Below are 13,296 nucleotides of genomic sequence, written 5' to 3'. Positions count from 1 at the left end.
CATGAATGCCTATTCTGATGAAAGGCCATGGCTGCGCCATTATCCCGAAGAAGTAGCACCGTCGTTCGACTATCCGAAGCATAATGTGGCCCACCTTCTAGAGAAGGCTGCGGCAGAATTCCCCGAGCGCGCAGCTATTGAGTTTATGGGAAAGACGCTTACGTATCGTGAACTACTCGCTTCTGTCTATCAATTTGCTGGAGGCCTGCGCTCACTTGGTGTGAGTGCAGGAGAGCGGGTTGCCATCATGCTGCCGAATTGCCCGCAAATGATCATAGCCTATTACGGCACATTGATGATGGGTGGAATTGCGGTGATGACGAGTCCGCTGTACATGGAGGGAGAATTGGCCCACCAACTGGAGGATTCCGGAGCAACCGCGATCATTACATTGGATTTGCTGTTTGCTCGTGTACTTCATGTGAGGCAGAAGACGAAGCTGAATCACATGATTGTTACTTCTATTCGGGATTATTTGCCATTCCCAAAAAATTGGTTGTATCCATTGAAGATGAAGAAGGATGGCCAATCGCTCGCAATTCCTGATGTTCCGGGTGTTGTTCGCTATAAGCGATGGCTCGCATCAAGTGCGCCCCTAACGAAGGCGCATTCTGTGGATGCCGAACAGGATGTCGCCATGATTCAATATACAGGAGGCACAACCGGAAGAGCGAAGGGAGTGATGCTGACGCATTATAATTTGATTGCCAATACGGTGCAGACGTCAAATTGGTTCTATCGCGCGCAGCGCGGCAAGGAAACGTTCCTTGCGGCACTCCCATGCTTCCATGTGTTCGGCTTGACGGTACTGCTCAATTTAGGAATACATCTGGCAAGCAAGCTTATTCTGCTGCCTCGGTTCGATACGATGCAGGTGCTCGAGTGCATTCATAAGGAAAGAGCAACGATCTTCCCGGGAGCTCCGACGATGTACATTGCAATTAACCACCATAAGGAGGTAGCACAGTACGACCTTTCGTCTGTGCAGGCGTGCGTGTCTGGCTCTGCACCACTCCCATTGGAGGTGCAAGAGCGGTTCGAAGCCATTACAGGAGGCCGGTTGATTGAAGGTTATGGCTTAACGGAAGCTTCACCGGTTACACATGCGAATCCGCTCTGGGGATATCGGAAGATCGGAACCATTGGCATTCCATTTCCCGATACAGATGCTAAGATCGTCAATCCAGACACTGGAGAGTCGATGCCAGTCGGCGCCATTGGCGAACTGGCTGTACGAGGGCCGCAGATCATGAAGGGATACTGGAATCGACCTGAGGAGACGGCAGATGTGTTGAAAGAGGGGTGGCTGCATACTGGCGACATGGCCAAGATGGATGCCGACGGGTTCTTCTCAATCGTCGATCGGATGAAGGAAATGATCAATGCAAGCGGATTTAAAGTGTTCCCGCGCGATGTGGAAGAAGTGCTGTTCGAGCACCCGCAGGTAAAAGAGGCAGCTGTCATCGGTGTGCCGGATCCTTATCGGGGGGAGACAGTCAAGGCCTTCATCGTGCCAGTGGAAGGAGCTGCGATTACAGAGAAGGAACTGGAAGGATGGTGCCGGGCTAAGCTCGCTGCATTCAAGATTCCGCGGCAAATTGAATTCCGAGCGGAGCTGCCTAAAACAATGGTTGGCAAGGTGCTAAGGCGCAAGCTAGTGGAGGAAGAGGCCCAGCGCCGGCTGCAGCGCGATGGCCATCGGGATGGGATCGCATCAGATGATACAGACAAGGACAAAGAGTAGATGCTGCGCAATATGCATGCATTGTGATAAGATAGAAGGGGAAGGCCGGTCGTTGATAGAGATCGGCCTTCTCTACTTTTAACATTTTGTTAGTGAAGTAAGGGCATAATGTTAGTATACTATTAGGTAAATAATGGCGGAAGAATCGAGAGGTGGCTAACATGAGCAATGAGCAGAATCTGCAGTGGGATGAATTAGAGGCACGTGCGCAGTCTTCGTTCTGGGGATATTTGGGTTGTGAGCTCGTTCAAGCGGATGAGAAGGAAGTGATCCTCCGGCTAGATGCGAAGGCTCACCATTTGAATATGATAGGCATTGTACATGGGGGCGTGTTGTCCTCCCTGCTTGATAATGCGATGGGAATCGCCGCTTCCGCATACAAGCAAGATCCGAATATTGTTACCGGAAGCCTGAATGTGAACTTTCTGCGACCAATGAAGGCAGGCATATTGGAAGTAAGGGCGCATGTCGTTCATGCAACGAAGCGCGTGCTCACGCTTCAAGGCACGGTAGTGAATGAGCAAGGGGAGCTTGGCACGATGGCAACGGGGACTTTCCACGTGAGAGGTCAACGCGCGGGAGGTTGACATTTAGCACCGATTTGTCATAATGACGTTAAGCTAACTATCGGATATCAGGTCTCGGAGAGGAGATGGATTCGGAATTGAAGGCATTGATTGTCATAGATTATACGTATGATTTTGTATTGGGCCGACTTCCATGCGGGGAACCGGCCGTACATATTGAGAATCGTGTTGCGGAGTTGGTAGATTCCTTCGTGAATGCTGGAGATTTCGTGACGATGGCGGTTGATCTGCACGAAGAACAAGATCCCTACCATCCTGAAACGGCTCTGTTCCCGCCGCATAATATTAGGGGCACGGATGGGCGCAATCTATACGGTCAAGTAGCTGAAGTATACGAACGCCATCAATCCGAAGTATACTGGATGGATAAGACCAGATACAGCTCATTCTGCGGCACGGATCTTGATATGAGACTGCGAGCAAGACAGATTGAAGAAGTCCATTTAGTTGGAGTATGTACGGACATCTGCGTGCTTCATACAGCTGTAGATGCTTATAATATGGGATATAAGATTATTGTCCATGAGGATGCTGTCGCCACCTTCAATGAGCATGCGCATGAATGGGCGCTACAGCACTTCCGCAATTCACTCGGTGCTCAGATTATAAGTGGGTACCGCACAGAATAGTTAATGCCGCATACTGTATGACTGGTAAGTGGTAGAAAGAGAGATGACCTGATGAATACATCAATGGCCCTACACACAGATAAATATCAAATTAATATGATGTATGCACACTGGAAAAATGGCACTCACAATCAGCAGACTGTGTTCGAAGCTTTTTTCCGCAAGCTGCCCTTCCATAACGGGTATGCTGTGTTCGCTGGCCTTGAGCGCATCGTTGAATATATTGAACGCTTGCATTTTACAACAGAAGATATTGAGTATCTCGGCATGCAGGAGGAGCAGTACGAGGAAGCATTTCTGGAGGAACTGCGCAACTTCCGCTTTACGGGACAGATCGATGCGGTTCGGGAAGGTACGCTTGTATTTGCGAATGAACCGCTTATTCGCGTTGAAGGACGCGTGTTCGAGACTCAGCTGATTGAGACGGCACTGCTGAACTTCATGAACTTCCAGACACTCATTGCAACGAAGGCATCGCGCATCAAGCATGTTGCTTCCACTGATATTCTGATGGAATTCGGCACACGTCGTGCACAGGAAGCCGACGCAGCTCTATGGGGGGCACGCGCCGCTTACTTGGCTGGCTTCCATGCAACGTCCAACATGCTGGCAGGCCGCAGATTCGGCATTCCGACAAAAGGTACGCATGCACACGCATGGGTGCAGAGCTTCGAGAGCGAGGAAGAGGCATTCCAAGTGTTCGCTGAAGCATTGCCTGATCAGGTGACGCTGCTCGTTGATACGTATGATACGCTGCACAGTGGAATACCGAATGCCATTCAGATTGGTATGGAGTTGGAGAAGAAAGGGAAGAAGCTGCAAGCCATCCGACTCGATAGCGGCGATATTGCCTATTTGTCGATTCAAGCCCGCAAGTTGTTGGATGATGCTGGTTTGAAGGATGTACAAATATGTGCGTCCAATGACCTGGATGAATATACCATCTCAGACTTGAAATCACAGGGTGCCCGCGTGGATATGTGGGGAGTTGGTACGCAGCTTATTACTGCAGCGGATCAGCCATCTCTTGGCGGAGTGTACAAGCTCGTATCGCGTGAAGTGAACGGCGAGATGAAGCCGACAATCAAGATTTCGGCTAATCCTGAGAAGGTAACGACACCAGGCAAGAAAGATGTATACCGCATAATTCATAAGAAGAAGAAAAAAGCAATTGCGGATTACATTTGCCTCTCTGAAGAAGATGAGGTAAAACGTCGGGCAAAGATTAAGTTGTTCGATCCGATCCATCCATATTTGCACAAGTATGTAGAGCACTATGAAGCAGAACTGCTGCTTCAACCTGTATATCGGGACGGCAAACTAGTCTATGAGCGTCCGAATCTGGAAGAAATCCGTAATTACCATAAGGAGCAGCTTCAGCTGTTCTGGCCGGAATATTTGCGCAAGTCGAATCCGGAGCAGTATCATGTTGACGTAAGCACGAAGGCTTGGGAACTGAAGCGCGACATGATTGAATCACATGTTCAAGAGAAGGAAAAATGGCGTACATTCCAAATGGATGCCGGTGATATGGAAGATCATGATTAATTAGCGGGAACAATTGTTGGACAAGTATCATTCATTGATTCATTTATACAAGCTTCCAGAAGTTCGTGTTGAGAGTAATGTAGATTCAGGCTAGGAAGCGGGGATAGAATCGCTGTCATGCTGCAAGGGCAACTGTGATAGCATTTGTCTCTGTTCAGTCCTATCACTTGCAAGATCGTTAACGTTGTAAATGATGTACATGCGAATAGGGAGAGTGAGATTGCATGAATCAGACGTTTGATGGATCCGGAATTCAGATGCGAAGCAGTGAGATATTTACGCCACAGCATGGATTTACACAAGGCATAGAGGGACCTGCTTGCGATAAGGAAGGCAACTTGTATGCTGTCAATTACGAACGGCAGGGCACGATTGGCAAGGTAACGCCAGAAGGCGAATGCTCCGTATTCTTGGAGCTGCCTGAGGGATGCATTGGCAATGGTATACGCTTTACTCGCAATGGAGACATGTGCATTGCGGATTATGCAGGGCATCACGTATTCCGCTATTCCTTCGTGACGAAGGAACTGCACGTTCTGGCACATGATCCAACGATGAATCAACCGAACGATATTGCGATCATGGGAAATGATATTGTGTTTGCCAGCGATCCGAAGTGGGCCGATGATACAGGGCAAATCTGGCGTATTCGTCCAGATGGAGAAATGACGCTCCTGGAATCAGGGATGGGTACGACCAATGGCATCGAGGTTAGCCCAGATGAACGCTTGCTCTATGTCAATGAATCGGTTCAACGACGGATCTGGGTATATGATCTCCAGGAGGATGGCAGCATCTCGAAAAAGCGTCTGTTCCATCAGTTCCCCGATTTTGGATTGGATGGCATGCGATGTGATGTTGACGGCAACCTGTATGTCGCACGCTTCGGCAAAGGAACAGTCGCGGTTCTTGCTCCAGACGGAACCGTGATAGAGGAGATCCGCCTCCATGGAAGCAACTGCACGAATGTAACATTCGGCGGCGAAGACGGCTGTACGGTATACGTCACGATCATGGATCAAGGTAATGTCGAGCGATTCCGAGCGAATCGTCCTGGCCGCTGCCGACGTCTATTCGGACTCGTATAATTAATAATAAGAGGAGCCCTAGCAGCGGGCTCCTCTCTCTTCTTGATGAACGGAATGGGGCTTGGGTTAAATTATAGATAATAGATGCGCTTGGACAGAACTCGAGGAGTACAGCCTATTATTTCTCGGGAAAGCGCAGAATTAGGCATGAATCGGCATGAATGTACAAAGTTCGACGAGTCACCTGCGAGGTACGGGCATCATGTATGTCGTATGATTCTCACAGCGGGTCGCTTCATGCATCATCGAATCATGAGAACCGGATATAGACATCTAACAACGGTGACAGAAAAGGGTGCGAATATGCAATCTTCCCATTGGAATATCAAACCTGGGGGCAAGCTTGCTCGCTATCCTGGCGCAATCACGGATGTACCAGGTATTGTTGTCGGGCATGCGCATGATAATGAGGCACATACAGGCTGTACAGTCATTGTAGCAGAACAAGGGGCTGTATGCGGCGTTGATGTCAGGGGATCAGCGCCTGGCACCCGTGAAACGGAGTTACTGCAGCCAACCGCTCTCGTTCAGCATATTCATGCATTGTGTCTCAGCGGCGGAAGCGCATTTGGACTCGCTGCTGCACAAGGGGTTATGCAGCGCTTGCAGGAGCAGGGGATTGGGCTTGATGTCGGCGTTGCCAAGGTGCCAATTGTTCCATCAGCTATTTTATTTGACTTGGCGATAGGCAATCCGACAGTCGTACCAACTGCAGAGATGGGTTATTCGGCTGTTGAGAATGCGACGTCTGAAGCGATTGCCGAAGGCAATGTAGGTGCTGGCGCAGGTGCAACGCTTGGCAAGTTCGCGGGAGTGGAACGAGCAATGAAGGGCGGATTTGGTACGGCTTCTGTACAATTGCCAAATGGTCTTGTTATTGGTGCGGCTGTTGCTGTCAATGCAGTTGGCGAAGTGAGACATCCGAAGCATGGTATAACATTAGCTGGGGCAAGAGCGGATGAGAAGGGACAGTTCATTGATCCGTTGTCTTTCCTAACGCAATTGGCTAATCCCTTCCAAGCGACGATGAAGCCGGGGACAAATACGACAATTGCCGCAGTCGCTTGCAATGGAACATTCACAAAGACCGAAATGACGAAAATTGCACAAATGGCGCATAATGGCTTGGCTCGTACCATTTATCCTGTCCATACGATGTATGACGGAGATACAGTGTTCGCGATGACAACAGGCGGAATAGACGCCTCTGTTGATCTGGCGGGCATGTGGGCAGCAGAGGTGCTCGCTTATGCCGTCCATAATGCCATCATTGCAGCGAACTCCGTTGAGGGTGTGCCTTGCTCACAAGAGTGGCTTGATTGACTGGTTTGATAGAATAGCTTGATAGTCTAGCTTGATGTGCATAACAGGAATGATTTAATAATGGCATTTTACATCGATACGTTGTAGAGGGGAATTACATCACATCATGAAATTCATACGAACATTGATTTGGTTTATTTATTTTTGGCTTTATTTACTTTTCATTATTCCTGGGATGTGGAAGGCCAATCGACTATACAAGCAAGGTCGGTATGAAGAACTGGATGCGTACACGGCCAAGCAGGTCGGAAAATGGGCGCGGTCATTGCTGCGTGTAGCCGGTGCGAAGGTAACGGTTCGTGGATTGGAGCATATCCCAGAAGGCGGAGCCGTCTTTATCTCAAATCATCAAGGGAATTTCGATGTGCCGATCATGCTTGGGCATGTTGGCAAGCCGAAGGCGCTGATGGCCAAGGCAGAGCTGGCGAAGCTGCCGTTCATTCGTGTGTGGATGAAGTACTTGCGCTGCATTTTCGTTGACCGCAGCAACGTACGCCAAGCCATGAACAGTCTGAATGAGGCGGGCAAGCTCGTAGAAAGCGGGCATCCGATCGTCATCTTCCCTGAAGGAACACGAAGCAAGAGTGAACACATCGGTGAGTTCAAAAATGGCGGCTTCCGCGTCGCTACGAAGACAGGGTTCCCTATTGTGCCTGTTCGGATATCTGGTTCTTACAAGCTGATGGAGGCGAATGGGAATTGGATTAGTCCTGCCCATGTGGAGGTAACCGTTCTTCCTCCAGTATCGACAGCTGGCCTGTCGAAGGAGGAGGCTGCGGAGCTTCCAGAGCAAGTACGTACAATGATTGTGAATGCGTAATAGAAAGGCGCACCGTCTACGGACAGTGCGCCTTTCGTTTATTCAGAATCAACAACCAACACTATTTCGGGAATACCGATGATATTGCTTGCTTAAGCACGCCTGCGGAATGATGAAGCTTCTGCATCTCGTCTTCAGACAGGTGAAGCTCGTATATATCGCGGATTCCTTGGCGATTTACGACGGCAGGAACGCCGATGTACACATCATCCAGACCATATTGTCCGGTCAGCAAGGCAGATACGGACAGCACAGAGTTCTCATTCTTCAGAATAGCCTTTGTCAAGCGAGCCAAGCCCATTGCGATTCCGTAGTAGGTAGCCCCTTTACGCTCGATGATGTGATAAGCAGCATCGCGTACATTCAGGAAGATATCATCCAATTCTTCCTGTGTCGGCTCTCCATGCGTCTTGCGATAGTGCTCGAGCGGCTGGCCGCCAATGCTGACATTGCTCCACGCAGGGAGCTCAGTGTCTCCATGTTCGCCCATAATGTAGGCATGGACGTTGCGCGGATCAACGCCGATTTTTTCGCCGAGCAAATAACGCAGACGTGCGGTATCCAAAATTGTACCAGAGCCGATGACGCGATGAGCAGGCAGACCTGAGTATTTCCAGGTTGCATATGTAAGAACATCGACTGGATTTGTTGCAACCAGGAACAATCCATCAAAGCCGCTCTCCATGACGGAAGTAACGATCGATTTGAAGATGTTCGCATTCTTGCCGATTAGATCAAGACGTGTTTCTCCTGGTGCTTGGTTCGCACCTGCTGTAATGACAACGAGGTCAGCATCCTTGCAATCGCTATAGTCTCCAGCCCATATGCGCATATTGGATGCGAACGGAAGACCATGATTCAAGTCCATCGCATCTCCTTCTGCTTTTTTGCGGTTAGCGTCGATAATGACTAGCTCAGCGGCCAACCCTTGATTGAACAACGCGAACGCGTAACTGGAGCCAACAAAGCCCGATCCGATCAACGCGACGCGGGACACTTTTGTCATTTGGGTCATAATAAGTGTGCCTCCTCGAAAGTAATAACAATAAGTTCATCTGTTAGACAATGGGCCTGAAGCCAGACTAACACTTAAATTTTAACCATTTTCCGAAGAAATAACCAACCCTAATTTACCATAGCGAGAAATTTGAGTTAGCTGAAGAAGCAACCTTCAAAAAAAGGGCTTGCATAGGGTAGGGGGGTATAGTATAGTTAATGCATGAGGTGGTGATACACAAATGTCAAACGAACGTATCGATGAACAAGTCGATGACGTGATGACCGCTGCTTTTGGTACAGAAGATGCTTGCCATGCAAGTGAAGAAGGGTGCGAGCACCACACTCCAGACGGGAAGCGGAAGAGTCATCACTCGGATGAGATGAAGAAGAAGCTGGTTCACCGCTTGAATCGCATTGAAGGTCAGGTGCGAGGCGTGAAATCCATGATTGAAAAAGATACCTACTGTGACGATGTGCTGAATCAAATCGCATCCATCCAGTCTGCACTTCATTCAGTTGGCAAATTGCTGCTCGAAGGGCATATGAAGAGTTGTGTCGTTGAGCGATTGCAAGACGGGGAGCCGGAAGTCATTGACGAGCTGCTAACAACGATTCATAAATTACTAAAATAAGAACATGGCCTGTTCCCTTAAGGAATGGACGACAGAGGAGGAAGTATGATGGTTAACGAAACATGGACAGTAGAAGGGATGACATGCGGGCACTGCAAGCAAGCAGTAGAACGTGCAGTAGAAGGTACAGGTGCAACTGCACAGGTTGATTTGGCTGCGAAGCAAGTAACCGTATCTTATGATGAGTCCAAAGTAAAGCCGGAACAAATCCGTGAGGCAATTGAGGATCAAGGTTATGACGTCGTTTAATGATTAGGCGCCGATTCTCATATTATGCTGAATACGCTGATTGATTACTGCAAAGAACACTCCTTCAGAGGAGTTTTCTTTTGGAATCAAATATAGGGTATAGGGGTATGTTTGAGAAGGATAAGGAGGACATGACAATGGCAGAAAAGCAAGCAACGTTGCCGATTGAAGGAATGACCTGTGCCGCATGTGCAACACGAATTGAAAAAGGCTTGAATCGTATGGACGGCATCGCAGAAGCATCTGTCAATCTTGCTTCAGAACGAGCGGCCGTGCAATATGACGGTGATGCAGTAACCTTGCAGCAAGTCGTTGATAAGATCGAGCATCTCGGATACAAGGTTCCGGTAGAAACGTTGGATTTGCAAATTGAAGGAATGACTTGTGCCGCTTGCTCCACTCGCATTGAGAAGGGGCTGAGCCGTATGCAGGGAATACAGACGGCAGCAGTCAATTTAGCAACGGAGACGGCGAAGGTCACCTATATCGGACTGAAGCAAGAAGATATATTGAATAAGATCTCCCAGCTAGGTTATACGGGGCGGCTGAAGAAGGAAGAAGGCGAGAGTGAACAGGAATCGCCAACACAGCGGAATATGCGTCGATTGCGTAATACGTTCCTCGTCTCTGCCCTATTGTCCATTCCACTACTGTGGTCCATGGTGGGACATTTTTCTTTCACTTCATGGATTTGGGTGCCGGAATGGTTCATGCACCCTTGGGTGCAAATGGTACTGGCAGCGCCGGTTCAATTTATTATAGGGGCACGCTTCTACGTTGGGGCATTTAAGGCACTCCGCAGTGGGAGCGCCAATATGGATGTGCTTGTTGCGCTCGGTACGACCTCAGCCTATGTGTACAGTGTGTACTTGGCGTGGCAATGGCAGATTGGCGAGCTTCACCATCCTGAGATGTATTTTGAGACGAGTGCTGTTCTCATTACGCTCATTCTTCTGGGGAAATGGCTGGAGGCTTCAGCTAAAGGGCGGTCTTCTCAAGCGATCCGAGCTTTGATGGGGCTGCGTGCCAAAACGGCAACCGTTGTGCGCGACGGTGAACAAGTGGAAGTGCCTGTGGAAGATGTGGCAAGTGGGGATCTCGTACTTGTTCGCCCAGGTGAGAAAGTACCGGTAGACGGCATTGTAGTTAGCGGGACATCGACCGTGGATGAATCCATGCTTACCGGTGAAAGCGTCCCTGTTGAGAAGCAAGCTGGCGATAATGTATATGGGGCTACCGTGAATGCGCAGGGGGCATTTACGATGAGAGCGACTCAGGTCGGCTCCGAGACGGCGCTCTCGCAAATTATTAAAATCGTTGAGGAGGCGCAGGGCTCCAAGGCTCCGATTCAGCGGATCGCTGATAAAATATCAGGCATCTTCGTGCCGATAGTCGTTGGAATTGCGGTGCTTGTATTCTTAATTTGGTATTTCGCTGTTGAACCAGGCAACTTCGGTGTAGCCTTGTCTCGTACCATTGCCGTACTCGTAATTGCTTGCCCGTGTGCGCTCGGCTTGGCAACGCCAACGTCGATTATGGCGGGAACCGGACGTGCTGCGGAATATGGTGTACTATTCCGTGGCGGCGAACATCTGGAAGGTGCCTATCGGGTGCAGACGGTTGTGCTCGACAAGACAGGAACCGTAACAGAAGGAGCTCCTTCGCTTACAGATGTTGTACTGCATGATGGGAATGAAGACGAGAAGACAGAACTCTTGACCTTACTGGCATCTGCTGAGAAGCAGTCCGAGCATCCATTGGCACAGGCGATTGTGAAGGGATTGTCGGAGCAAGGAATCAGCACGGTTGAACCGGATTCATTCCGAGCTGAACCTGGATATGGAATAGCGGCTGAGGTGAATGGGCATCAGATCATTGTCGGCACACGCAGATGGATGGAGAAGAACGGGGTAGCAAGCGGCGATGCGGAGGAAGCATTGCAAGACATGGAGCAGGCAGGCAAGACGGCAATGCTCATTGCTGTTGATGGCAGCTGGAAAGGCATAGTTGCCGTTGCCGATCAAGTGAAGGCTTCCTCGAAGAAGGCCATCGAGCGGCTGCATCAAATGGGGATACGCGTTGTTATGATGACAGGAGACAACACCCGCACGGCCAGAGCAATCGCGTCACAAGTAGGGATTGATGATGTATTTGCAGAGGTGCTGCCTGAACAGAAGGCACAGCATGTGCGCGAGCTGCAGCAGAGAGGCAGTGTCGTCGCCATGGTAGGCGATGGAATTAATGATGCGCCAGCTCTGGCAGCAGCGGACATTGGGTTCGCGATCGGTACAGGTACGGATGTAGCAATGGAGACGGCAGGCGTAACCTTAATGCGTGGCGACTTGAACGGCATTGCGGATGCGATGGAGATGAGCCGCCGTACCATGCGCAACATTAAGCAGAACTTGTTCTGGGCACTCGTATACAATACGATAGGCATCCCGATTGCAGCAATCGGATTGCTTGCCCCGTGGCTTGCAGGAGCGGCTATGGCCTTCAGCTCGGTATCCGTTGTACTGAATGCACTGCGGCTTCAACGCATCAAGCTGTAACCTGGCACAATTTCTCGGTAGAGATCGTGATGTTCCTAAACAGAAGGTAGCATATAAACATATCGCCGAACGTATTATGCGGTAATGATGATGCGGATCATTGACGAACTGTCAACTTTGGTGTTAACAAAAGTGGCGGCCACATGGTATGATCAAATCGGATGAAAGGTATGATTAAGGAGGTCTGAACATGCAATTACGCGTTACAGCGAAGGCAGTCGAGCGTTTTTTGGCTGATTGGGGATTCACAGCAGGAGACTCAGTACGCATATTCGTCCGCTACAGCGGATTCAGTGCTTCAGGACCTTATTCATTCGGCATCATGAAAGACAGTCCGCAATATCCAGCAGTGACGGAAGTTGTGAACGGCATTACGTTCTTTATGGAGCAAAATGATGTATGGTTCTTGGATAATCGTGAATTGACGCTAGATGAGAAAGGTGAAGATATTGTCTTTCTGCATGAAGGAATGGTCATCTAGCGCATCAACCCGTAATCATCAATAGGCGAGCCGAGAGGCTCGCCTATTGTGCATGGATAGAAGCTTAGTGAATCGGAGTTTAATGAAGATAATGTGACAGCTCCGGGATTTGTTTATTTTGGTTAGAGATGAGAAAAAATCCTTGTCATTCGTTCTGGTTAGATATATAATCGTTCTCAATTGGGGGAAGCGTGACTGCGACTTTCAATGCAATTGAATAGGAGGAAACAGGTGCTTCGGGTAACGTCGAAGCTTAATAGGGAAGCCGGTTGAAAATCCGGCGCGGTCCCGCCACTGTGACAGTTGAGGTATTGCGAGAGAGCCACTGGTCGTAATCGATCGGGAAGGCTGCAAAGGCCAATGAAGCTGAAGCCAGGAGACCTGCCTGTTTTGACAACACTGTTCGTACCTACGGGAGATAGGGAAGTGTTCGTAAGCATGGATATCGGTTTTCGATTCCTCTTAGCATGAGGGCAGTCTGCTAATGAGACGGAAGGATCGATCTATTCCACTATGACTTCATGGACGTTTACGAGACATTTCTGTTGTTGGACAGGAATGTCTTTTTTGCATATTGGGATGCAATGAAATTCTGAAGTCTGAGTGATAAAGTCACATATGGTGGGATAGAGCGCTCAACTGCA

The 13,296-nt window shown here is 49.3% G+C and carries 12 protein-coding genes and 1 riboswitch; of the genes, 11 read left to right on the top strand and 1 reads right to left on the bottom strand.

What is annotated here, in order from left to right:
- The first annotated feature begins 1 nt into the window (after window position 1).
- The 7 genes from RQP50_RS10435 to RQP50_RS10405 all read left to right on the top strand — a co-directional run bounded on the left by RQP50_RS10435 (window position 2) and on the right by RQP50_RS10405 (window position 7,739).
- Window positions 2-1,744 carry a long-chain-fatty-acid--CoA ligase gene (locus tag RQP50_RS10435; protein ID WP_315745358.1) on the top strand — a complete coding sequence of 581 codons (1,743 nt, stop codon included), beginning with the start codon at window positions 2-4 and terminating at the stop codon, window positions 1,742-1,744.
- Window positions 1,745-1,905: 161 nt separating this feature from the next.
- Complete coding sequence (locus tag RQP50_RS10430) at window positions 1,906-2,331, top strand: PaaI family thioesterase (RefSeq protein ID WP_072728726.1); 426 nt, start codon at window positions 1,906-1,908, stop codon at window positions 2,329-2,331.
- Between the two features lie 77 nt (window positions 2,332-2,408).
- On the top strand, window positions 2,409-2,960 hold the full coding sequence (locus tag RQP50_RS10425) for a cysteine hydrolase family protein (RefSeq protein WP_028531167.1): 552 nt from the start codon (window positions 2,409-2,411) through the stop codon (window positions 2,958-2,960).
- Between the two features lie 51 nt (window positions 2,961-3,011).
- Window positions 3,012-4,508, top strand: a complete 1,497-nt coding sequence (locus tag RQP50_RS10420) for a nicotinate phosphoribosyltransferase (RefSeq protein WP_021256460.1) — start codon at window positions 3,012-3,014, stop codon at window positions 4,506-4,508.
- A 224-nt stretch (window positions 4,509-4,732) separates the two neighbouring features.
- Window positions 4,733-5,596 (top strand): SMP-30/gluconolactonase/LRE family protein, encoded by an 864-nt coding sequence (locus RQP50_RS10415; RefSeq protein WP_315745354.1) that lies wholly within the window; start codon window positions 4,733-4,735, stop codon window positions 5,594-5,596.
- A gap of 303 nt (window positions 5,597-5,899) precedes the next feature.
- Window positions 5,900-6,919 carry a P1 family peptidase gene (locus tag RQP50_RS10410; protein ID WP_315745749.1) on the top strand — a complete coding sequence of 340 codons (1,020 nt, stop codon included), beginning with the start codon at window positions 5,900-5,902 and terminating at the stop codon, window positions 6,917-6,919.
- Window positions 6,920-7,025: 106 nt separating this feature from the next.
- Window positions 7,026-7,739 carry a lysophospholipid acyltransferase family protein gene (locus RQP50_RS10405; protein WP_028531164.1) on the top strand — a complete coding sequence of 238 codons (714 nt, stop codon included), beginning with the start codon at window positions 7,026-7,028 and terminating at the stop codon, window positions 7,737-7,739.
- Window positions 7,740-7,800: 61 nt separating this feature from the next.
- Here the strand turns inward: RQP50_RS10405 and RQP50_RS10400 are convergent, their stop codons facing one another.
- Window positions 7,801-8,754 carry an L-lactate dehydrogenase gene (locus RQP50_RS10400; protein WP_065292260.1) on the bottom strand — a complete coding sequence of 318 codons (954 nt, stop codon included), beginning with the start codon at window positions 8,752-8,754 and terminating at the stop codon, window positions 7,801-7,803.
- Between the two features lie 223 nt (window positions 8,755-8,977).
- On the opposite strand from RQP50_RS10400, the gene RQP50_RS10395 reads away from it, so the two are divergent.
- The 4 genes from RQP50_RS10395 (at window position 8,978) to RQP50_RS10380 (ending at window position 12,652) form a co-directional block, all read left to right on the top strand.
- Complete coding sequence (locus tag RQP50_RS10395) at window positions 8,978-9,370, top strand: metal-sensitive transcriptional regulator (RefSeq protein ID WP_083189303.1); 393 nt, start codon at window positions 8,978-8,980, stop codon at window positions 9,368-9,370.
- Window positions 9,371-9,418: 48 nt separating this feature from the next.
- Complete coding sequence (locus RQP50_RS10390; RefSeq protein ID WP_021262381.1) at window positions 9,419-9,619, top strand: cation transporter; 201 nt, start codon at window positions 9,419-9,421, stop codon at window positions 9,617-9,619.
- Between the two features lie 137 nt (window positions 9,620-9,756).
- Window positions 9,757-12,171, top strand: coding sequence for a heavy metal translocating P-type ATPase (locus tag RQP50_RS10385; RefSeq protein ID WP_315745346.1), 2,415 nt, complete (start codon window positions 9,757-9,759; stop codon window positions 12,169-12,171).
- Window positions 12,172-12,361: 190 nt separating this feature from the next.
- Complete coding sequence (locus RQP50_RS10380) at window positions 12,362-12,652, top strand: HesB/YadR/YfhF family protein (RefSeq protein WP_021256452.1); 291 nt, start codon at window positions 12,362-12,364, stop codon at window positions 12,650-12,652.
- A 212-nt stretch (window positions 12,653-12,864) separates the two neighbouring features.
- Window positions 12,865-13,055, top strand: a riboswitch (cobalamin riboswitch).
- Window positions 13,056-13,296 lie beyond the last annotated feature (241 nt).

It is taken from the genome of Paenibacillus suaedae (assembly GCF_032337355.1).
GTDB classification, from domain to species: Bacteria; Bacillota; Bacilli; order Paenibacillales; family Paenibacillaceae; genus Paenibacillus_B; species Paenibacillus_B suaedae.
The sequence above is the reverse complement of the archived record's forward strand: the minus strand, read 5'-3'. Positions and strand labels throughout refer to the sequence as shown.

Excerpts from the sequence above, each read along its gene's own strand:
- RQP50_RS10435 (WP_315745358.1), top strand. The coding sequence starts at position 2 with ATGAATGCCTATTCTGATGAAAGGCCATGGCTGCGCCATTATCCCGAA.
- RQP50_RS10430 (WP_072728726.1), top strand. The coding sequence starts at position 1,906 with ATGAGCAATGAGCAGAATCTGCAGTGGGATGAATTAGAGGCACGTGCG.
- RQP50_RS10420 (WP_021256460.1), top strand. The coding sequence starts at position 3,012 with ATGAATACATCAATGGCCCTACACACAGATAAATATCAAATTAATATG.
- RQP50_RS10415 (WP_315745354.1), top strand. The coding sequence starts at position 4,733 with ATGAATCAGACGTTTGATGGATCCGGAATTCAGATGCGAAGCAGTGAG.
- RQP50_RS10410 (WP_315745749.1), top strand. The coding sequence starts at position 5,900 with ATGCAATCTTCCCATTGGAATATCAAACCTGGGGGCAAGCTTGCTCGC.
- RQP50_RS10405 (WP_028531164.1), top strand. The coding sequence starts at position 7,026 with ATGAAATTCATACGAACATTGATTTGGTTTATTTATTTTTGGCTTTAT.
- RQP50_RS10400 (WP_065292260.1), bottom strand. The coding sequence starts at position 8,754 with ATGACCCAAATGACAAAAGTGTCCCGCGTCGCGTTGATCGGATCGGGC.
- RQP50_RS10395 (WP_083189303.1), top strand. The coding sequence starts at position 8,978 with ATGTCAAACGAACGTATCGATGAACAAGTCGATGACGTGATGACCGCT.
- RQP50_RS10390 (WP_021262381.1), top strand. The coding sequence starts at position 9,419 with ATGGTTAACGAAACATGGACAGTAGAAGGGATGACATGCGGGCACTGC.
- RQP50_RS10385 (WP_315745346.1), top strand. The coding sequence starts at position 9,757 with ATGGCAGAAAAGCAAGCAACGTTGCCGATTGAAGGAATGACCTGTGCC.
- RQP50_RS10380 (WP_021256452.1), top strand. The coding sequence starts at position 12,362 with ATGCAATTACGCGTTACAGCGAAGGCAGTCGAGCGTTTTTTGGCTGAT.